The organism is Mesorhizobium sp. LHD-90, assembly GCF_030929505.1.
Classification (GTDB): Bacteria; Pseudomonadota; Alphaproteobacteria; order Rhizobiales; family Rhizobiaceae; genus Kumtagia.
Genome location: NZ_JAVFVV010000005.1, coordinates 76,133 through 95,896 on the forward strand (window position 1 = coordinate 76,133; position 19,764 = coordinate 95,896).

Genomic DNA, 19,764 nt, shown 5'->3' on the forward strand with positions numbered 1-19,764 from the left:
AGGACCGCGAGTTGAACGCGGCCGGACGCGCGGTGTTCGCGCAGCTCGTTCCAACGATGGCGCAAGGCCCGAAAAACCGTCGACTCGCGAAACCGCTCCAGCATGCTTTAGGAACAGTCGCGGCGCAGATATTCGTTGCCGTGGATCTGGTTCTGGCAGGACGGCCGCATGCGTGGGACGACCGGTTTGGGCCTGTATCGCTGCATCCGCATGCGGTCCTGCTCGCGATACCGGCGCTGATCCGCCTGATAGTCCAGTTGCCGCTGGCGGCGCTCGATCGATGGCAGGGGCAGGCCGAGCCGCTTCTGCATCAGGTCGTTCTGCATGCGCTGTTGCTGGCGTATCTCCAAGGCATGGCCTCGCGCCGGTGCGCCGGCAACTGCCGCGAGCACAATCAGGGCGGAGGCTGTGATCCTGGTGGCGAAACCTGGCATGGCGAACGTCTTTCGTGGAACGGCCGTCTGCGGATGTAGATAGTGTGTCCCCGCGGCGGCACCAGTGCAACCCACGGGAATGGGAGGCCGGCTGTTGACGTTGCGCCGTGGCTTCACCACCTTCAACCTTCAGGAGAGCACACGATGAAGCTTCAGGGCAAGGTGGCGATCGTGACCGGGGCGGCCGGCGGCATAGGTTTCGCCATCGCCCGGCGTTTCCTGCAGGAAGGCTGCAAGGTGGCGATCGCCGACATCGACAACGAACGCGGCGGCAAGGCGGAACGCGACCTTTCCGGCTTCGGCTCCGTCCGCTTCGTCAAGACCGATGTCGGACGGCGGCTGGACGTCCATAATCTCGTCGCGGCGACGCTCGAGGATTTCGGCGACATCGACGTGCTGGTCAGCAATGCCGGGATCGTCCACAGCCAATCCTTCCTGGACCTCAGTGAGGAGGATTTCGACCGCGTTCTGCACGTCAACCTGAAAGGCGCATTCCTGACCGGACAGGCGGTCGCGCGCTACATGGTCGAGAAGGTGCAGCGGGGCGGCAGTCCGGGCTCGATCGTCAACATGTCGTCGGTCAACGCGGTCGTCGCCATCCCGGACCTGGTCGCCTATTCCGTCTCCAAAGGGGGTGTGAACCAGTTGACCCGCGTCATGGCGTTGGCGCTCGCGCCGCACGGAATCCGCGTCAACGCCATCGGGCCGGGCTCGATCGCCACCGAAATGCTGTCGGCGGCCAACAGCGACGCGGACGCACGCGACCGCCTTCTATCGCGCACGCCACTCGGCCGCATCGGCGACCCCGACGAGATCGCGGCAATCGCCGCCTTTCTCGCCTCGGACGAGGCCAGCTACGTCACCGGCCAGACGCTTTATGCCGATGGCGGCCGGCTGGCGCTGAATTACACCGTGCCTGTTCCCAAGGGCTGAACCCGTGTCGGACACCTGACAGAGTGCTGTCAGGAGGGGTGTGCGACAATGGCTTCGCTAAGATGAGGAGAAGCCGTCATGAACCCGCTGAACGTCGTCCGCTCGATCCGCCAGTATACGGGCAAGATGCAGACCCTGCGCAACCAGGCCCGTACCGAGCGGTACCTCAATTCGCTGCCGGCCAGCATCCGCAAGGACATCGGCTGGCCGGACCGGTTCGGAAAGCAGACGTCCTTCCAATAAGGACTTGATTCCGAAGCAATATCCGTATGGCGGCGCATAGTGTGCCGCCTGTGTAGCGAAGGAGCAGATCGATGCCGGACCCCAAAACGATCGGTTTTGTTTTCGTCGAGGGTTTTGCCGATTGGGAGTTCGGCCTGCTGTCCGCTTCCGCCGTCGAATGGTTCGGCGCGAGGGCCGTTGCGCTGTCGCCGGACTGCAACGCCGTGCGTTCGATGGCCGGCTTCCTGCTGACACCGGAACGCGGCATCGCTGCGGATGAAAATGCCGATCTCGACGCGGTTGCTGTGATCGGCTCCGATCTGTGGCCGTCGCCCGAGGCGCCGGACATGTCGCCGCTGCTTTCGGCCGTTGCCAGGCGCGGCGGTGTGGTCGGCGGCATCTGCGGCGGCACGCTGCCACTGGCGCGCGCCGGACTGTTTGCGCAGGCGAAACACACCAGCAATGGCCGCGACTGGATCCTGACCCACCTGCCGGACTATGCGGGACGCGAAAGATACGCCGACGTGCAGCATGCCTTGGCGGATGGCAGGATCATATCCGCCCCGGGATCGGCTCCCGGCACCTTCGCTCATGCCTTCCTGTCGACCCTTTATCCTGAGCGCGGTGCAGAGCTTGCCGACATGAAGGCGCTCTATGCCCGCGAGCATCTGTCCGCATCATGACTGGCCTCCTGACAGAATGCTGTCAGGAGCGTCGTGACAAGAGTAGTGTCAGCAGTTCGAGGAGAGCCGCAATGGCCAGCTATACGCCGCCCAAAGCATCGATCTGGTTTAAGATTCCGGTCGCCGACATGGACGCCGCCCAGCGGTTCTATGGTGCGGTGCTGCAGAATGAACTGACCCACGAGGAAACCGGACCGAATCCCATCGCGATGTTCGCCGCGCAGGATCGCATGGCGTCGGGTCATCTCTATCCCGGCAAGCCGGCTCCCGCCGGCACCGGGCCGACGGTTCATCTAGCGGTCGCGGCACCCATCGAGGACGGGCTGAAGCGAGTCGCCGACAATGGCGGACAGGTGGTCTCTCCCGTGATCGACATTCCGTCCGGCCGTTTCGCCTATTGCCTCGATCCGGACGGCAACAGTTTTGGTCTGTTCGTCCCGGCGGTGGCCGCCTGATGAAGACATGGACTGACAGGCTCGATGCCGGCGAAGCGGTGATAAAGCCAACGCCGCGCACCGTTGGCGACGTTGTCGAGGGACAGACGATGCTGGTGCCGACTGCGCGGCAGGTCGATCAGTTCATCCGCTCGATCCCGCCTGGCGCCAGGATCGACGTGCGCGCGCTGCGCACCGCCATGGCGATCGAGCACGGCGCGGAGGTATCCTGTCCTGTCTATACGGGATATCATCTGCGTACCGTCGCGGAAGCAGCCAACGAAGCGCTGGAACGGGGCGTGCCGCTGGAAGACATAACCCCCTTCTGGCGGGTGCTCGATGCCAGCACGCCGACGACCAAAAAACTGTCATTCGGCGCGGAGTTCGTCGCAAAGCAGCGGCGGCGGGAAGGACTGGGAGATTGATCGATGCGGCGCGCGGACCGGCTCTTCCAGATCGTTCAGCATTTTCGCGGCGGCCGTCTGGTGACGGCGCAGAAACTCGGCCAATGGCTCGAGGTTTCGGAGCGCACCATCTATCGCGACATCGCCGATTTGCAGTCGACCGGCGTGCCGATCGACGGCGAGGCAGGCGTCGGCTACATCATGCGGGAAGGCTTCGACCTTCCACCGCTCATGTTCACGCGTGACGAGATCGTGGCGCTGGTCGCCGGCGCCCGCATGGTGCGCGCCTTCGGCGGCGCGGCGATGGCGCGGGCGGCCGAGGAGGCACTGGTCAAGATCGGCGCGGTGCTGCCCGACAGCGAGAAGGACCGCATCGCCCGCACCGAGATCCACACGCCCATGTGGGTGGTCAGCGACGCCGACCGCCAGGCCATCGACTTGATCGAGCGCGCGGTGGAGAACCGCGCGGTGCTCACCCTCGACTATAGGGACGAGGGCGGCCGAAGCTCGATGCGCGACGTGCGGCCGCTCGGCCTGTGGTTCTGGGGAAAGGTGTGGACGCTGGTCGCCTGGTGCGAGATGCGCGGCGATTTCCGCGCCTTCCGCATCGACCGCATCGCCAGCGTCATCTGCGCCGAGCGCAAGTTCAAGCCTGAAAAGGGCAAGACGCTCGCCGACTTCTACCGAACCATGGAACGCAGCGGCGACGACATGGCATCGAACCGGCAGGCGCGCGAGTCCTGAACAGCGTCCCGACGGTGGGTCGGGCTGGACAGCGCACCGGATCCCTTGTCGGTCTCGGCTGACCTCTGGCGCCGGTCGGGCTGCCGGCTACCCAAGATGGATCGGCCGTCGTGACAATTTTGAGGTCGAAATAAAGATTTCAGTAGGACGGCCACCGCATAGTCTGCGCCTTTATCATTGGGGGGCCGACATGACGTCCAAGTTTTTCTTGCCGATAGCCGCAACACTGCTTTTCGCTCTGCCGGCAAACGCCGCGGATGAAATCTCGCTTGTCGGCAAATGGACCGGCCCGCGGGAACGCATCAGGCAAGAGGAAGGGTGGAAGGAAGGCCTGGCCACCTTGGTGATCACCGAGCAGAAGGGGCGAACCTTTACCGGTCATCTGGTCCGCGCGAACCCCAGTGGCGACCAGACGGAGCCGCTATGGGGCGCGTTCACGCCAGGTGGCAGGCTGATTGTGGCCGCTGACGAGGAGGGCACTTATTCCTTCGACCTGGTCGATACGAAGACGCTCGATTTTTGCTACGCCGAATCCAGGCCGAAGGCGGCAGCGGTTTGCGCCAGGCTGACCCGCCAGCCTTGATCGTCGAATGAGGGCGACGTGCTTGTGTGAGTAGATCGGTACAAATGACCTGAAACGGACGAACGAAGCGCCCGCCCGTTTCAGCCGGTTACGACCTATTCCTCGTCGTCGTCTTTCTTCTTCAGCGCCGACAATTTTGCGAACACCGCATCGGCGTCGAGCTCATCGTCCTCGCTCTTCGGTTTGTCGACCGCCGGCGTAAGGCGCTCGGTCATCGATGCTGGTAGCAGCGTGTCGCCGGCCGGCGCAGGCGCCGGCTTGCCGGCCGAGGCGCGCTGCACCTCGATGTCGAGATCGATCTGCGAGCACAGGCCGAGCGTGACGGGGTCCATCGGCTGCAGGTTGGCGGCGTTCCAGTGCTTGCGCTCGCGGATCTGCTCGATGGTCGACTTGGTGGTGCCGACCAGGCGCGAAATCTGCGCATCCTTGAGCTCCGGATGGTTGCGCACCAGCCACAAGATGGCGTTCGGGCGGTCCTGGCGCTTCGACAGCGGCGTGTAGCGAGGTGTGCGGCGTTTCGATTCCGGCACGCGCACTTTCGGGTCTGACAGGCGCAGGCGGTAGTTCGGGTCCTTTTCGGCGCGGGCGATCTCGTCGCGCGACAGTTGCCCGGTCATGATCGGGTCCATGCCCTTGATGCCTTGCGCGGACTCGCCGTCGGCGATCGCCTTCACTTCAAGCGGGTGCAGCGAGCAAAACTGGGCGATCTGGTCGAAGGAGAGCGCGGTGTTGTCGACCAGCCAGACGGCGGTCGCCTTGGGCATCAGCAGGGTGTTTGCCATTACAGAATATCCTCTCGTTCGCCCGCGTCCCTAGCGCGGGCGGTGGTCAGAACCACCAATTTTGGGAAATCACCCGTCCTATAGCCGCTGCCGAGCGGAATCGCAACGAAAATGGCTTCGCCGAGGTTCCGCCGCGTCGTTTCGTTCACTCCGGCTTTCTTTCGCTGAAACGGATCGAATTGCCGAACGGATCGATCACCGTCATCAGCCAGGCATTCCACGGCGCATCCTCGATACCGGGCCGCAAATTGCGGTATTTCTTGCCGATCAGCTCGGCATGGAAGGCGCGCAGCCCGATGGTCTCGACGAAGACGGCGGAACCCGGAGTTGCGTCGCCATAATGCTCGCTGACGTGCAGCGACAGGCCGGCGCGCGACACCTGCATGTAGAGCGGCAGGTCCGGTGCGAAGCGATGCTCCCAGTCGACGGTGAAGCCGAGGAAGCCGACATAGAATTCCTTGGCCTTGGCCTCGTCGAAGGACCGGAGGATCGGGATGGTTTTCGAGAATTCCGTCATCGGTCCTCCATGCCGCGCTCAAAGTTCGGCCCTCGGCGCCCGTCGACCTAGGACATTTCTTTCCCTTGCGATCACCTCAGCCAAAGGACGAAGGAAACGCTCCGGCTCCGACAGGCTCCCCGAATTTTCCGGCTGCTAGGCTCCGATCAGGCCGACAGCGCCCGGAATTTTTCGACGATGGCGTCGCCCATGGCGGTCGTTCCGACCTCGGTCATGCCGTCGGACAGAATGTCGCGGGTACGCAGCCCGCTGTCGAGCACCGCCGAGATGGCGGCTTCCAGCCGGTCTGCCTCGGCGACCATGCCGAAGGAATAGCGCAGGCACATGGCGAAGGAGGCGATCATGGCGATCGGGTTGGCGGCGCCCTTGCCTGCGATGTCGGGCGCCGAGCCGTGGACGGGCTCGTAGAGCGCCTTGCGGCTCCCGGTTTTTGCATCCGGCGCGCCGAGCGAGGCCGAGGGCAACATGCCGATCGAGCCGGTCAGCATGGCGGCGATGTCGGACAGCATGTCGCCGAACAGATTGTCGGTGACGATCACGTCGAACTGTTTCGGCCAGCGCACAAGCTGCATGCCGCCGGCGTCGGCCAGCATGTGGTCGAGTTTCACGTCCGAATATTTCGCCTTGTGCGTCTGCGTGACGACCTCGTTCCACAGCACGCCCGACTTCATGACGTTGCGCTTTTCCATCGAGGTCACGTGGTTTTTCCGCGTCCGCGCCAGCTCGAAGGCGACGCCGGAAATGCGCTCGATCTCGAACGTGTCGTAGACCTGCGTGTCGATGCCGCGCTTCTGTCCGTTGCCGAGGTCGACGATCTCCTTCGGCTCGCCGAAATAGACGCCGCCGGTCAGTTCGCGCACGATCAGGATGTCGAGACCCTCGACGACGTCCTTCTTCAGCGAAGAGGATTCGGCCAGCGCCGGATAACATATGGCGGGGCGCAGATTGGCGAACAGCGCCAGATCCTTGCGCAGGCGCAGCAGCCCGGCCTCGGGGCGCACTTCGTAAGGCACGGCATCCCATTTCGGCCCGCCGACCGCGCCGAACAGAACCGCGTCGGCGGCCAGCGCCTTGCCCATGTCCTCTTCCGAGATCGCCTTGCCATGGGCGTCGTAGGCGCATCCGCCGACCAAGCCGCGCTCGGTCTCGAAACCGGCGCCGAGATCCGCGTTCATGACGGCGATCAGCTTCTCCACTTCCGCCATCGCCTCGGGGCCGATGCCGTCGCCGGGGAGCAGGAGCAGTTTTTTTGAGGCCATGTCGTCGTCCCTGAATTGCTTGGAAAAACCGCCGTCTTGCTAGCGGCACGCGGTCACGCGCGCAAGGCGGAAAACTTGGTGCACGGCCCTGGGAACGGCCACCTCGTTTACCCCTGGAGCAGTTTACGCCGCTTTGCCGGATACGACCTCAACGCATCAGCACGGCGCCTATTGCCGCCTTGCCATGAATGCCAGCTTTTCGAACAGATGCACGTCCTGCTCATTCTTCAGCAGCGCGCCGTGCAGTTTCGGCAGCATGTTCTTGGGGTCGGCGCGCAGATCCTCCGGCGCCACGTCGTCGGCCACCAACAGCCTGATCCAGTCCAGCGCCTCGGAGGTCGAGGGTTTTTTCTTCAGCCCCGGCACGTCGCGGATCTCGTAGAACTGCGTGAGCGCTGCCCGCACCAAGGCTTGCTTGATGCCGGGATAATGCACGTCGACGATTCTTTGCAGCGTCTCGGCGTCGGGGAAACGGATGTAATGGAAGAAGCAGCGGCGCAGGAACGCGTCCGGCAGTTCCTTCTCGTTGTTGGAGGTGATGATGACGATCGGCCGCTGGCGCGCCGAGATCGTCTCGCCGGTCTCGTAGACGAAGAACTCCATGCGGTCGAGTTCCTGCAACAGGTCGTTGGGGAACTCGATGTCGGCCTTGTCGATCTCGTCGATCAGCAGCACGACCTTGCGGTCGGCCGAAAACGCATCCCACAGCTTTCCGCGCTTGATGTAGTTGTGGATGTCGTTGAAGCGGGTATCGCCGAGCTGGCTGTCGCGCAGCCGGCTGACGGCGTCGTATTCGTAAAGGCCCTGCTGCGCCTTGGTGGTGGATTTCACGTTCCACTCGATCAGGTCGAGGCCGAGGGCGGCCGCCACCTGCCGCGCCAGTTCGGTCTTGCCGGTGCCCGGCTCGCCCTTGACCAGCAGCGGCCGCTCCAGCGCGATCGCCGCGTTGACGGCCACCATCAGGTCCTTGTCGGCGACATAGGCCGCCGTTCCTTCGAAGCGCATGCACGTTCCTTCCGGCCGATCGTTCCAAACGGTGCATAAGTACGGATACACGGACGCGCAAGCAGCGCTTTGCCCAAGATGGCACTGGCAGGCGGCGACGTGCCGGCTTATATTCGCTTCCGACGGTCTGGGCTTCGCGGCAGGAGAGACATTTCCCCGGGGCCTTATCGATCTCGAAGGGAGCTGTCCCTGGCCGGACCCGTGGGTTCGGACACACGGCGCCCACCTACTTTGTAGGTTCCCGGGATCGACTTCTTCACCGGTTGCCTGGATCGTCGCTTTCCCTTTCCCACCAGACGGTGATCGCGCGGACTTGCCATCCGGACGTCTGGCTGCCAGTTTGCCGCGCCTTTCCTCCGGATTTTTGCATGCCGCTCAAGATCGCCACCTGGAACATCAATTCCGTCCGCCTGCGCATGCCGATCGTCGAGCGCTTCCTGATCGAACACCAGCCCGACGTGCTCTGCCTGCAGGAGACAAAATGCCCGGACGACCAGTTTCCCTCCGCCGCGTTCCGGAAACTTGGCTACGAGCATTTGGCGATCAGCGGCCAGAAGGGCTACCACGGCGTCGCCACCGTGGCGCGCCGGCCGATCGAAATCGTCGACCGCCGCCGCTTCTGCGACATGCAGGATTGCCGGCATATTTCCGTGCGTTTCCCGGCAGGCGGAAAATCGCTGCTGTTGCACAATTTCTACGTCCCGGCCGGCGGCGACGAGCCCGATCCGGTCATCAACTGGAAGTTCAAGCACAAGCTCGACTTCGTTGCCGAGATGAACGCGGTGCGCGCCGAGGCCGGCGACGCCGCCGGCTCGATCCTGGTCGGCGATCTCAACATCGCGCCGCTGGAGCATGACGTCTGGTCGCACAAGCAGTTGCTCAACGTCGTCAGCCACACGCCGGTCGAGACCGAGAATTTCGAGGCGATGCGCAAGGCCGGCGACTGGGTCGACCTGATGCGCCACAACGTGCCTTATGAACAAAAACTCTACACCTGGTGGAGCTATCGGGCGCAAGACTGGGAAGCGTCGAACCGCGGCCGGCGGCTCGACCACGTCTGGTCGTCGCCGAACCTTTTGCCCGCCTTCAAGGGATACGAGATCTTGCGCGCCGCGCGCGGCTGGGACCGTCCGTCCGACCACGTGCCGGTGATCGCGCGCTTCGATCTGGAGTGAGCCACCGGAGGGCGAACCTACTCTCCAAACCTCGGCGCAAGCCCCTCGATCTGCTCGATCAGCGCCAAAAAGTCCGCCTGGATGCGCCGCAACAGCACCGCCGCCGTATCCGGATATTCTTCCAGGATGCGCCGGAACGTGCGCCGGCTCAGCCGCAGCAGTTCGGTGTCGGCGCGGGCTTCGGCGCTGGTCAGCCGTCGGGTATCGGCGATCAGCGCCAGCTCGCCGATCATCGCGCCCGTTCCCGCGATCGCCACCGGCCGGCGTTCGTCATCGTCCTCGCGGAACAGACTGATCGACCCCCGGACGACGACATAGGCGGCGTCGGCCTCGTCGTCCTCGCGAAACAGCCTTCTGCCATTGGGCAAAGTGACCTGCTCGGCGCCGAAGGCGAGCAGGCGCAATTGCTCGGCGGTGAAGCCCTCAAACAGCCTCACGCCGGACAGGATGCGAATATCGTCATCCAGCGCCATCCGGTCCCCGATTCGCTGGCCGGCTCACACTCCCCGAGGCAGCCCCCACCGCCTCCACCGGTCAGGGAACCAGCTTGTAACCGCCGCTTTCTGTCACAAGAATTTCAGCATTGGAAGGATCGCGCTCGATCTTCTGGCGCAAGCGGTAGACGTGGGTCTCCAGCGTGTGCGTGGTCACGCCCGAATTGTAGCCCCATACTTCCTCAAGCAGCACGTCGCGGGTGACGACCTTTTCGCCGGCCCGGTAAAGATATTTGATGATCGAGGCCTCCTTTTCCGTTAGCCGCACTTTTGCGCCCTTCTGGTCGAGCAGCAGCTTCTGGCTGGGCTTGAAGGTGTAGGGGCCAACGGAGAAGGTTGCGTCCTCGCTCTGCTCGTGCTGGCGAAGCTGTGCGCGGATGCGCGCGAGCAGCACGGCGAAGCGGAAGGGTTTCGTCACATAGTCGTTGGCGCCGGCTTCCAGCCCGAGGATCGTGTCGGAATCGGTGTCGTGGCCGGTCAGCATGATGATCGGCGCCTTGTAGCCGCCCTTGCGCAGCAGTTTTACCGCCTCGCGGCCATCCATGTCGGGCAGGCCTACGTCCATGATAAGCAGGTCGACCATGCCGCCGCGCGCCACGGCGATCCCCTTGCCGGCCGTCGCTTCCTGCAGCACGTCGAATTCTTCGTAGAGCGACAATTGCTCGACGAGCGTGCCGCGAAGGTCGTCATCATCGTCGACGATCAGGATGGTGCGTGATGTCATGGTCCAATCCGTTGTCCTGCAACCATAATTCGGGTTGACCGCCGCCCGTTTATGCGGAACCTGCGCCGACAACCAGCCTGATCACGGTGATTTGTCGGCGCATGCGATCATACTCCAAAAAACGTGAGCGCAAGCAGTCATTTGGGACGAGAGGGGCAGGGCTGATCCGGCTGGTGGTGCGCGCCCGGCCCGGCGTGCCGACGCAAGGGTTCTTGCAGGCCGGCCAAACCGTCTTTCCCTGCGCACTGGGGCGCGGCGGCATTTCCGCCAACAAGCGCGAGGGCGACGGCGCGACGCCGCTGGGGGCGATGCGCCTGCTCGGCGGCTATTTCCGCAACGACCATGTCCGCATCGGCGGCACGCCCTTGACGATGGAGGCGATTCGCGCCGACCTCGGCTGGTGCGAAGTGCCGGACGACCGCAACTACAACCGCCCGGTCAAGATGCCTTATGCGGCCAGCCACGAAACCATGCGGCGCACCGATCCACTTTACGATTATTGCATTGTGCTCGACTGGAATATTTCACCGCGACGGCGCGGCCGTGGCAGCGCCATCTTTTTCCATCTCGCCCGGCCGGGTTTTTCGCCGACGCAAGGCTGCGTAGCGGTGACCGCGCAGGTCATGGCGCGGCTTCTGCCGCACCTGTCGCGTCGCACGGTGCTGGAAGTGCGGCGCTGATCCGGCGCCACGACCGCCGGGAAGCCGGCCGGCCAAAAAAGCCGTCACGGGCTGAAGATCAGCACCAGGAACACGAAGAACACCGACAGGTGCACCGCGCCTTCCAGCATGGTCGTGCGCGTCCCGGTGAACGTCAGCGTCGAAAGCAGCAGCGTCATCGCCAGGACGACCATGTTGGCGGCCGAGAGCCCTAGGATCACCGGCTGGCCCGTCAGCAGGCCGATCCCGAGGACCGCCGGCACGGTCAGTCCGAGTGTCGAGGTGGCGGCGCCGAGGCACAGGTTGATGGCGCGCTGCATCTGGTTGGCGGTGATGGCCCTCAGCGCCGCGATGCATTCCGGCGTGAACACCACCATGGCGATCAGGACGCCGCCCAGCGCCGCCGGCGCGCCCAGCCGCGCGATGCCGTAATCCAGGACAGTCGCCAGGCTCTTGGCCAGGATCACGATCGGCAGGATGTTGGCGAGAAGCAGCACGACATGGACCATGTTGGAGCCGCCTGCCGGGGGATGGTGCCCGGCCTCCGTCCTGTCGGCATCCTGCTCGTCCTTCTCGTCTACCGGCTCCTGGAAGAAACCGCTGTGCCGGCCGATCTGCAATACCAGGAACGCGCCATAGAGGCCGATCGTGAACAGCGAGAACATCGCTGCCTGCGCGGTGCTCAGGGTACCCTCGTTCGTGGAAGTGGTGAAGTTCGGCAGGATTAGCGGAATGACCGTCAGCGGAATGATGATCGCAAGATAGGAGGATGCGCCCTTGAGGTTGTAACGTTGCGAAAAATGCCGGAACCCCCCGATCAGAAGCCCGACCCCGACCACGCCGTTCAGAACGATCATGAGCACCGCGAACATCGTGTCGCGGCCGAGCGTCGGGGCGCCCTTGGCCCCCAGCATGACCGCGGAGATCAGGGCGACCTCGATGATCACGATCGCAAGTGTGAGGATGAGCGTGCCGAACGGCTCGCCAAGACGATGCGCCAGTTCCTCGGCCTCGTGGACGACGCCGAAGGCCGACCAGACGATAACGCCCAGCAGCGAGGCGAACACCAGCAGCGACGGCACGACCGGCCCGAGTTGACCCAGGAGTTGCGCGCCGAAAAGCTGGAACGCCACAACCGCGGCCCAGGAAACGACGAGACGGAGGATCATCGACTTCTGCATGGCTCATATAGGACCCAATTCTCGCCTATGCATCCCGAAAAGCGGCGTTCGCGCCCCTGCGACATCGACGCCGATCGGCGGCGGGCGCCTCCGCTGAGCCGATGTCGCGAGCGGAGCCGTATCGGCTGGCGAAAAATGAGGTGCAGCATGAAGGTGTGCGATCTCATTTTATGCCTAGGGTCTGTTGATATTCATCTGGAGTTTATGACGGCAGCGGCGAGATGGATGATGGCATTGAAGCTCTGGTCGGTTTTGTCGGCGCGCATGGCGATGCGTTTGAACTCTTTGAGTTTGCAGAAGAAATTCTCGATGAGATGACGCCATTTGTAGATCTCGGCATCGATCGGAAGCGGCTTTGTCCGGCGCGGATGCTGGGAGATGACGATCTTGGCGCCACGCTCGTTGAGATCGGCGATGATGCTGTTGCTGTCGAACGCCTTGTCGGCGATCAGGGCGCCGAAGCAGAGGTCGTCGATGAGCGGCTCGACGCCGACCGTATCGAAGCGCTGGCCCGGCAGCAGGATGAAGCGCACGAGATTGCCCAGCGCGTCGGTCAACGCCAGGATTTTGGTGATCATGCCGCCCTTGGAGCGGCCTATGGCCTGGCTTTGAGTCCCCCTTTTGCGCCCTGGCCGTGGCGGTGGACCTTGACGATGGTGGCGTCGACCATGGCGTATTCCATGTCCGGCCCGTCCGAGCAAGCCTCGAAAAGCCAAATGAAAACCTCGGCTTTGACCCAGTTGCGATATCGCGTGAAGACGCTGTTCCACTTGCCGAAGAAAGCCGGAAGGTCACGCCACGGGCTTCCGGTCCGCACTACCCAAAGCACCGCCTCGACGAACAGCCGATTGTCATCCCCACTTCGCCCGGGGTCCGTCGGCTTACCCAGACAATGCGGTTCCATCTTTGCCCACTGGGCGTTCGTCAATACGAATCGTTCCATCCAAAGCTTGAATCATGACCAAGCCAAACATGGAATCCTGAATATCAACAGACCCTAGTCCGAAGGGCGGGTGCGCGTGCGATCGACCCGCTGGCAGGCCGTGCGGCGCGATAACATTTCCGGCTTCCGCGCAGTCACGACAAAAAATCCCAAGGCGATCAGGTTGCCGGGAGCGGGGCTGGCTTGAATCGTATGCACGGCCCGCTAAAGTCGCGCAAAACGCCGGTCACGCTCACGTGCGGCGGCTGCCCAGGAGTGCGTCATGTCCCGTCTGAAGTTAGTCTTGGCCGCGCTTGCGGCAGTCCTCTTGTTTCCGCTCGCCGCCTTCGCCCAAGCCGTGCCCGACCTCGGCGGCAAGAAGATCGTGGTGGTGACCGAAAACGCCTATTTCCCGCTGCAATTCGTCGATCCCAAGACCGGCAAGCCGGTTGGTTGGGAATATGATGCGATGGAGGCGCTGTCGAAGAAGCTGAATTTCACGGTCGAGTACCAGAACACGTCGTGGGATGCGATGATCCAGGCGGTGTCGGACAAGCAGTACGACCTGGGCATGACCGGCATCACCATCAAGGACGACCGCAAGGAAAAGGTCGACTTCTCCGACCCCTACATGCTCTCCGAGATATTCATGCTGGTGCGCGGCGACGAGAGCCGCTTCACCGACGCCAAGGGTTTTGCCGCCGACGAAAAGCTGCTGGTCGGCGCACAGGCCGGCACCTCGCCCTTCTACGTCGCCGTCTACAATGTGCTGGACGGCAACGAGCAGAACCCGCGCATCAAGCTGATGGATACTTTTGCCTCGACGGTCGCCGCGTTGCAGGCCGGCGACGTCGACCTGGTGCTTACCGACAGCGCCGCCGGCAAGGCGCTCTCCGACAACTCCGGCGGCAAGCTGAAGCTGATCGGCGCGCCGCTGCAGGCCGAGGAATTCGGCTTCATCTTCCCGAAGGGATCCGATCTCGTCGCACCGATCAACGCCGGCATCGCCGCGCTGAAGGCCGACGGCACCTTCGACAAGATCACCCAGAAATGGTTCGTGGACTACAAGCCGTAACGTTTTTACGCCGCCTGCTTGAGTGACCGATCTTGGATGAAATGCCAGCAGGCGGCATCGCGGCCGACCGGATAAGACCACGCCAGACAGGCAAACCGGATTTCCCCTACTGGCTGGTCGCGCTTGTCCTGATCGCGGTCGCCGCGGCGATCTCCATTGCGGCGAGCGACCTCTACTCGCAGATATTCATGACCGTGGTCCAGGGAACCTGGATCACCATCTATGTGACCATCGTCGGCTTCACGCTGGCGTCGCTGCTTGGCCTGTGTCTTGCCTTGATGGCTCTGTCTGGTTCCATCTGGCTGCGGCAGATCGCACGTTTTTACGTCGAGATCTGCCGCGGCATTCCGTTCCTCGTGCTGCTGTTCTGGATCGCCTTCGCCGGCGTTCCGGCCTTCGTCGCGCTGTGGAACACGATCATGACGCCGCTGCGTGATGCGGGCCTGGTCGGGGAACTGCTGGTGCGCGACGTCTCGCTGCTATGGCGCGCGATCATCGCGCTGACGCTGGGCTACGGCGCCTTCATCGCGGAGGTTTTTCGCGCCGGCATCCAGTCCGTCGATGCCGGCCAGATCGAGGCGGCGAAATCGCTAGGGCTGCGGCCATTCCAGCGTTTCCGCCTGATCGTCTTTCCGCAGGCCATGCGTACAATCCTGCCGCCGCTCGGCAACGACTTTGTCACCATGGTCAAGGACTCGTCGTTCGTCTCGGTGCTCGGCGTCGCTGACATCACACAGATGGGAAAGATCTACTCGGCCGGCTCGTTCCGCTTCTTCGAGACCTATTCGATCGTCGCCTACATCTACCTGCTGCTGACCGTCAGCCTGTCGCTGCTGCTCAGGGCGCTGGAGCAGAGGATGCGCCGCACGCAACAGCGATAGGGCCTTGCGTGAATGCAAATCGGGTCGGCCGCGATGCGAAAGGGCTGAAAAATCGCGGAGCGCCAGGGATTTTGACGGTCTTCGTCAAGCGATTCGACGACATGCGACCATTCTGATCTCATAACACGTTGAAATCACTTGATATTACGGACTTCACGCAGCTCGCGGGCACGGCGGCCGCACCCGCACGGCTTCAGGCTAAGACGCTGACCTGAAAGACTTTTATTCCCCCACCTTGTTATGGTCGAAATCGGCGGTGCGCACCAGATTGCCCATCAGGCAGACGATCACCAGAAGCGCCGACAGCGCCACGAAGATGATCGAAAAGCCGGTGCGCTCCGCGGCGAAGCCGATGGCCGAGGGCGCCAGCAGGATGCCCGAATAACCCATCGTCGTCACCACGCTCATGCCGGTCGTGGACGCCATGCCGGGCTGGTTGCCGCCGGCGGAAAAAATGATCGGCACGACATTGGCGATGCCGATGCCGGACAGCGCGAAAGCCGCGATGACCAGCCAGGGCTGCGTCGACAGACCTGCGATCAGCATGCCGGCCGCCGCGATCAGGCTGGAGACGCGCAGCGTTTTGACCGCGCCGAAACGGTTGCGCACGCCGTCGCCGAGGAAACGCATCAGCGCCATGGCGCCGGCGAATAGGCCGAAGGCGAAGCCTGCGGTGGCGAGATCGGTGCCGCGCTCCTGCTGCAGGTACAGCGCCGCCCAGTCCAGCACCGCGCCTTCCGGGATCATTGAAAAAAGTGCCATGAGACCAACGAGATAGACGGTCGGCGATCTCGGCAGCGAGAATTTGTGGTGCTCGTGGGTCGCCGGCGCCTTGTCGGCGATGACGTGGCGATAGCAAATCGCCAGCACCAGAAGCGCGATCAGCGTTACGCCGATGGCGTGGGAGAGGTGACCGTAGTTCTGGATGATCAGGCCGCCGGCGCCGCCGCCGAAGAAGCCGCCAAGGCTCCAGAAGGCGTGCGACGACGACATGATGGCGCGCGACATGTAGCGCTCGACCACAACCGCGTTGGCGTTCATGGCAACGTCCATGCCGCCGATCAGCCCGCCAAACAGGAACATGGCGACCGCCGCCAGCGGAACGTTGGGCGCCAGCGCCACGCCGAGCAGGCCGAAGGCGGTGACGGTGGCGAAGCCGCGCACCACCTTGCTCGATCCATGGCGCGACATCAGGTAGCCGGACCACGGCATGGCGGTGACGGCGCCGACGCCGAACAACAGGATGAGCAGGCCGAGCGTGAATTCGCTGATGCCGAGCCGGGTCAGGAAGACCGGAATCTGCGGCGCCCAGCTCCCCGACACGAAGCCGTTCATCAGGAACAGCCCGGCGACAGCCCATCGATGGCGCTGACCCGTGCGGATCATGTTGGAGGCGTCCATGGCGGCCCTTGCGACTGCGAAACGAGAAGCCGCGGGTATTAAATCGATTCAAGTTCAAGTCAAGGAGCGCTGTTCGACTGCCTGGCGGAAAGGGTTGGGCCAAGTCGGCGCGCCCCAACGTCATGGCAATTGACAAATGCTGCGCCACAGCGTCGAATCGCAGAAAAGACGCGCTGGCGACGAGCGGCGCGCTTGGTGCTTCCAGCGCCGATTCCAGTGACTCCGGGGCGCTTTCTCTCAGGAGGCATCATGGCCAATTTCAAACTTTTCGAGATCGACCAGGACATCTCGTCCTTCGACCTCCCGCTCAATCGTACCGTCAAGCTGCGGCAATGGGGCGGCGACGGCAAGAACAACCAACTCGACGTGGCGCTCAACGCCTCAACCACGGACGTCGAAGTCAATGTGCTGCCCGACAAGGCGGCCGCGGCCTCCACCATCTTCACCGCACTCGGCCGGAAGAAAGGCGCAACCGCCAATGTCTCCGCCTATGTGAAGGATTCCAAGCGCATGCAGACTTACAGCGAGGATCTGAGGCTGAGGGTGATGGGCGAGCCCAAGAAGCATACCGGGTATGACGTCGACATGCTGTCCGATCTCGCCATCAAGGGCAACGGCAAGCAGATATGGGATTACAGCCGCATCATCAACGGCCCTTCGACGAATGCCCATATGCTTTCGCAGAACACCGAGAAGGGCAAATTCAATTGCGGCGACGTGGCCGCCGGCTACGGCAAGAAGCTGTTCGCGAAAGAGGCCTACACGCCGTACTACACCTACTACCTGCCGCCGACCAGCGACAAGATGGCCGACCTGCGCTTCGACGAGAAGGCGATGCGCAAGCGGGTCGCCCGCATCAAGGGGCTTGTCGATGACAACATTCCGGTCCGCCTGTGGATGATCCACGCGGACGGCTTCAAGAAGGTGATCCAGGGCGACTGGCGGTCGCATTTCCTCACTGTCATCGGCTACTCGGCGACGCGGTTCCTCTGTATCGACCCGTGGCCGACCGGCTCGATCCTGAAATACGAGGGCGGCATGTATGACCCGACCGACGTTGCCTTCCTGGGCGAACTCGAATTCGACATGAGCAACCTGGCGAACGGCATTCGCTCGCCGTCGGGTTTCAAGGGCGCGCACAACTACACGGTAATCGCCGGCCCGAACTGACGCCGGCTTCCGCTCAGGGAAGCTGCCCGTTCGCGGAGTGTCCGGCGGGAAAAAAGAACCCGGCCGGAGCCGGGTTCAGGTTCGGGAGACTTTTGGTCGCCCGACGGGATGGAAGCCGGCGGCGCGGACCGTTCCGCGCCGCAATGCGTCACGAGTGGTAGGCCACTTCGCCGTGCGAGGTGAGATCGAGGCCCTGACGCTCCGCCTCGACGGCCGGGCGCAGACCCACGACTGCGTCGACGATCTTGTAGAGGATCGCCGAGACGACGCCGCACCACACGATCGTCACCAGCACGGCCAGGATCTGCGTCCACACCTGGCCGCCCATGCTGACGCCGTCTGCATAGCCGATGCCGCCCAGCGACGACGAGGCGAAGATGCCGGTTCCGATGGCGCCGATGATACCGCCGATGCCATGGATGCCGAACACGTCGAGCGAGTCGTCGTAGCCCGCCTTGATCTTCACGACCGCCACGAAATAGTAGCAGACCGCGCTGGCGAAGGCGCCCAGCACGATGGCCCCGACCGGCCCGACGATACCGGCGGCCGGCGTCACCGCGACGAGGCCGGCGATCATGCCCGAAACCGCGCCCAGCATGGAGGCCTTTCCGCGGGCCAGACGTTCGATGACGACCCAGGCCAGGATCGCGCCGGCGGTGGCGGTGAAGGTGTTGATCATGGCGAGTGCCGCGCCGGCATTGGCTTCGAGATTGGAGCCGGCGTTGAAGCCGAACCAGCCCACCCACAGGATGGCGGCGCCGACCATGGTGAGCGTCATCGAGTGGGGCGCCATGTTGTCCTTGCCGTAGCCCGCCCGCTTGCCGACGATCAGCGAACCGACCAGGGCTGCGATGCCGGCATTGATGTGGACGACGGTGCCGCCGGCGAAGTCGAGCGCACCCCAGCTGAAGATCAGGCCGTTGGCGTCCCACACCATATGCGCGATCGGGAAGTAGACGAAGGTGACCCACAGGATGGTGAACAGCACCACCGCCGAGAATTTGATGCGTTCGGCGAAGGCGCCGACGATCAGCGCCGGCGTGAGGCAGGCGAAGGTCATCTGGAAGACGATAAAGACGTATTCCGGCAGCACCACGCCGTCGGTGAAGGTCGCCGCGGTCGACTCAAGGTTGACGCCGGCCAGGAACAGCTTGCCAAGACCGCCCCAATAGGGGCTGGTGCCGCCACCAAAAGCGAACGAATAGCCCCACAGCACCCACACGATGATGACCACCGCGCAGATCGTGGTGCACTGCATCAGCACCGAAAGCATGTTCTTGGCGCGCACCAGGCCGCCGTAGAACAGGCCGAGACCGGGCAGCAGCATGAACAGCACGAGTAGGCTCGAAACCAGCATCCACGCCACGTCGCCCTTTTCCGTGACAGCCGCGGGCGCCGCGGCGGCGGCCTCGGTGGCGGCCGGGGTGGCCTCCTGGGCAAAAGCGGCCAGCGTACCCAGCGCGCAGAGCGCCGCCGCGGTCGCAAGGCTTGTGCGCGCCACCGGCGCAATTCGGTTCAGTAAGGTCATTGATATCTCCATGATGCCTTGTGGCGTGCCTTAGAGCGCGTCGGTGTCGGTCTCGCCGGTGCGGATGCGCACCGCCTGGTCGATCGAAAAGACGAAGACCTTGCCGTCGCCGATCTGTCCGGTCTTGGCCGCCGAGGTGATGGCTTCCACGGCCTTGTCGGCCATGTCGGTGCCGACGGCGACCTCGATCTTGATCTTCGGCAGGAAGCTCACCGCGTATTCCGCGCCGCGGTAGATTTCCGTATGACCCTTTTGACGCCCGTAGCCTTTGACTTCGGTGACGGTCAGGCCCTGAATCCCGACGGCGGTGAGCGCTTCGCGCACCTCGTCGAGCTTGAACGGCTTGATGATAGCCATCACGATTTTCATAAGGTTTCACCCTTTGCTCTGCGGGTTCCCCCGCGTTTCGTGCCTCGGCGGTTGCCGCGAGGCAGCCGGTGAGTGCAAAGGGCAATTCAAACTGCGTGCCAACTGCGTGGGGCACGCCTTAACCTTTTGGAATCGAACGGAATTGCGCGCTTCGCGGCCCGCTGGCATCGTGCATGCGGCAAAGC

The 19,764-nt window shown here is 63.5% G+C and carries 24 protein-coding genes and 1 other RNA gene; 14 read left to right on the forward strand and 11 right to left on the reverse strand.

Annotated features, from left to right (window positions below):
• Window positions 1-11 precede the first annotated feature (11 nt).
• The 8 genes from RB623_RS08080 to RB623_RS08115 all read left to right on the forward strand — a co-directional run bounded on the left by RB623_RS08080 (window position 12) and on the right by RB623_RS08115 (window position 4,437).
• Window positions 12-473 (forward strand): hypothetical protein, encoded by a 462-nt coding sequence (locus RB623_RS08080; protein ID WP_308056265.1) that lies wholly within the window; start codon window positions 12-14, stop codon window positions 471-473.
• A gap of 105 nt (window positions 474-578) precedes the next feature.
• Window positions 579-1,367: an SDR family oxidoreductase gene (locus RB623_RS08085; RefSeq protein ID WP_308056266.1), complete on the forward strand. Its 789-nt coding sequence runs from the start codon at window positions 579-581 to the stop codon at window positions 1,365-1,367.
• Between the two features lie 78 nt (window positions 1,368-1,445).
• On the forward strand, window positions 1,446-1,610 hold the full coding sequence (locus tag RB623_RS08090) for a hypothetical protein (RefSeq protein ID WP_308056267.1): 165 nt from the start codon (window positions 1,446-1,448) through the stop codon (window positions 1,608-1,610).
• 71 nt (window positions 1,611-1,681) lie between these two features.
• Window positions 1,682-2,272 (forward strand): DJ-1/PfpI family protein, encoded by a 591-nt coding sequence (locus RB623_RS08095; RefSeq protein WP_308056268.1) that lies wholly within the window; start codon window positions 1,682-1,684, stop codon window positions 2,270-2,272.
• Between the two features lie 71 nt (window positions 2,273-2,343).
• Complete coding sequence (locus RB623_RS08100; protein WP_308056269.1) at window positions 2,344-2,727, forward strand: VOC family protein; 384 nt, start codon at window positions 2,344-2,346, stop codon at window positions 2,725-2,727.
• On the forward strand, window positions 2,727-3,131 hold the full coding sequence (locus RB623_RS08105; RefSeq protein WP_308056270.1) for a hypothetical protein: 405 nt from the start codon (window positions 2,727-2,729) through the stop codon (window positions 3,129-3,131). The genes RB623_RS08100 and RB623_RS08105 overlap by 1 nt, the downstream gene beginning before the upstream one ends.
• A 3-nt stretch (window positions 3,132-3,134) precedes the next feature.
• Entirely contained in the window at window positions 3,135-3,854 is a 720-nt protein-coding gene (locus RB623_RS08110) for a YafY family protein (protein WP_308056271.1), read from the forward strand.
• Between the two features lie 190 nt (window positions 3,855-4,044).
• The gene (locus RB623_RS08115) at window positions 4,045-4,437 is read left to right on the forward strand and encodes a hypothetical protein (protein ID WP_308056272.1); all 393 of its coding nucleotides are present in this window, start codon (window positions 4,045-4,047) and stop codon (window positions 4,435-4,437) included.
• A 95-nt stretch (window positions 4,438-4,532) separates the two neighbouring features.
• Here the strand turns inward: RB623_RS08115 and RB623_RS08120 are convergent, their stop codons facing one another.
• From RB623_RS08120 to RB623_RS08135, 4 genes are all read right to left on the reverse strand, one after another.
• Window positions 4,533-5,219: a DUF1013 domain-containing protein gene (locus tag RB623_RS08120; protein ID WP_308056273.1), complete on the reverse strand. Its 687-nt coding sequence runs from the start codon at window positions 5,217-5,219 to the stop codon at window positions 4,533-4,535.
• Between the two features lie 145 nt (window positions 5,220-5,364).
• Entirely contained in the window at window positions 5,365-5,736 is a 372-nt protein-coding gene (locus RB623_RS08125; protein ID WP_308056274.1) for a glyoxalase superfamily protein, read from the reverse strand.
• Window positions 5,737-5,882: 146 nt separating this feature from the next.
• The gene (gene leuB, locus RB623_RS08130) at window positions 5,883-6,995 is read right to left on the reverse strand and encodes a 3-isopropylmalate dehydrogenase (protein ID WP_308056275.1); all 1,113 of its coding nucleotides are present in this window, start codon (window positions 6,993-6,995) and stop codon (window positions 5,883-5,885) included.
• A gap of 168 nt (window positions 6,996-7,163) precedes the next feature.
• The gene (locus tag RB623_RS08135) at window positions 7,164-8,000 is read right to left on the reverse strand and encodes a MoxR family ATPase (protein ID WP_308056276.1); all 837 of its coding nucleotides are present in this window, start codon (window positions 7,998-8,000) and stop codon (window positions 7,164-7,166) included.
• Window positions 8,001-8,121: 121 nt separating this feature from the next.
• On the opposite strand from RB623_RS08135, the gene ssrS reads away from it, so the two are divergent.
• Window positions 8,122-8,278, forward strand: a non-coding RNA gene (ssrS, locus tag RB623_RS08140) — 6S RNA.
• Window positions 8,279-8,368: 90 nt separating this feature from the next.
• The gene (locus tag RB623_RS08145) at window positions 8,369-9,175 is read left to right on the forward strand and encodes an exodeoxyribonuclease III (protein WP_308056277.1); all 807 of its coding nucleotides are present in this window, start codon (window positions 8,369-8,371) and stop codon (window positions 9,173-9,175) included.
• 17 nt (window positions 9,176-9,192) lie between these two features.
• On the opposite strand, the gene RB623_RS08150 is transcribed toward RB623_RS08145, so the two are convergent.
• Window positions 9,193-9,648, reverse strand: a complete 456-nt coding sequence (locus tag RB623_RS08150) for a cyclic nucleotide-binding domain-containing protein (RefSeq protein WP_308056278.1) — start codon at window positions 9,646-9,648, stop codon at window positions 9,193-9,195.
• 61 nt (window positions 9,649-9,709) lie between these two features.
• Complete coding sequence (locus RB623_RS08155; RefSeq protein ID WP_308056279.1) at window positions 9,710-10,393, reverse strand: response regulator transcription factor; 684 nt, start codon at window positions 10,391-10,393, stop codon at window positions 9,710-9,712.
• A 101-nt stretch (window positions 10,394-10,494) separates the two neighbouring features.
• On the opposite strand from RB623_RS08155, the gene RB623_RS08160 reads away from it, so the two are divergent.
• Window positions 10,495-11,073 (forward strand): L,D-transpeptidase, encoded by a 579-nt coding sequence (locus tag RB623_RS08160; protein WP_308056280.1) that lies wholly within the window; start codon window positions 10,495-10,497, stop codon window positions 11,071-11,073.
• A 44-nt stretch (window positions 11,074-11,117) separates the two neighbouring features.
• On the opposite strand, the gene RB623_RS08165 is transcribed toward RB623_RS08160, so the two are convergent.
• Complete coding sequence (locus RB623_RS08165) at window positions 11,118-12,221, reverse strand: calcium:proton antiporter (protein ID WP_308056281.1); 1,104 nt, start codon at window positions 12,219-12,221, stop codon at window positions 11,118-11,120.
• 203 nt (window positions 12,222-12,424) lie between these two features.
• A protein-coding gene (locus tag RB623_RS08170; RefSeq protein ID WP_308056282.1) for an IS5 family transposase occupies window positions 12,425-13,176 on the reverse strand; the annotation gives its coding sequence in 2 pieces (ribosomal slippage) (window positions 12,425-12,846 and window positions 12,846-13,176; 753 coding nt in all).
• A gap of 262 nt (window positions 13,177-13,438) precedes the next feature.
• Between RB623_RS08170 and RB623_RS08175 the strand changes: the two genes are divergently transcribed.
• Entirely contained in the window at window positions 13,439-14,230 is a 792-nt protein-coding gene (locus RB623_RS08175; RefSeq protein ID WP_308056283.1) for a transporter substrate-binding domain-containing protein, read from the forward strand.
• Window positions 14,231-14,271: 41 nt separating this feature from the next.
• Window positions 14,272-15,111 carry an amino acid ABC transporter permease gene (locus RB623_RS08180; protein ID WP_308056284.1) on the forward strand — a complete coding sequence of 280 codons (840 nt, stop codon included), beginning with the start codon at window positions 14,272-14,274 and terminating at the stop codon, window positions 15,109-15,111.
• A 222-nt stretch (window positions 15,112-15,333) separates the two neighbouring features.
• Here RB623_RS08180 and RB623_RS08185 read toward each other — a convergent pair whose 3' ends face one another.
• Complete coding sequence (locus RB623_RS08185; RefSeq protein WP_308056285.1) at window positions 15,334-16,512, reverse strand: MFS transporter; 1,179 nt, start codon at window positions 16,510-16,512, stop codon at window positions 15,334-15,336.
• Between the two features lie 249 nt (window positions 16,513-16,761).
• On the opposite strand from RB623_RS08185, the gene RB623_RS08190 reads away from it, so the two are divergent.
• Window positions 16,762-17,682, forward strand: a complete 921-nt coding sequence (locus RB623_RS08190; protein WP_308056286.1) for a C39 family peptidase — start codon at window positions 16,762-16,764, stop codon at window positions 17,680-17,682.
• A gap of 148 nt (window positions 17,683-17,830) precedes the next feature.
• On the opposite strand, the gene RB623_RS08195 is transcribed toward RB623_RS08190, so the two are convergent.
• Window positions 17,831-19,210 (reverse strand): ammonium transporter, encoded by a 1,380-nt coding sequence (locus RB623_RS08195; RefSeq protein ID WP_308056287.1) that lies wholly within the window; start codon window positions 19,208-19,210, stop codon window positions 17,831-17,833.
• 30 nt (window positions 19,211-19,240) lie between these two features.
• Complete coding sequence (locus RB623_RS08200) at window positions 19,241-19,579, reverse strand: P-II family nitrogen regulator (protein ID WP_308056288.1); 339 nt, start codon at window positions 19,577-19,579, stop codon at window positions 19,241-19,243.
• Between the last annotated feature and the right edge of the window lie 185 nt (window positions 19,580-19,764).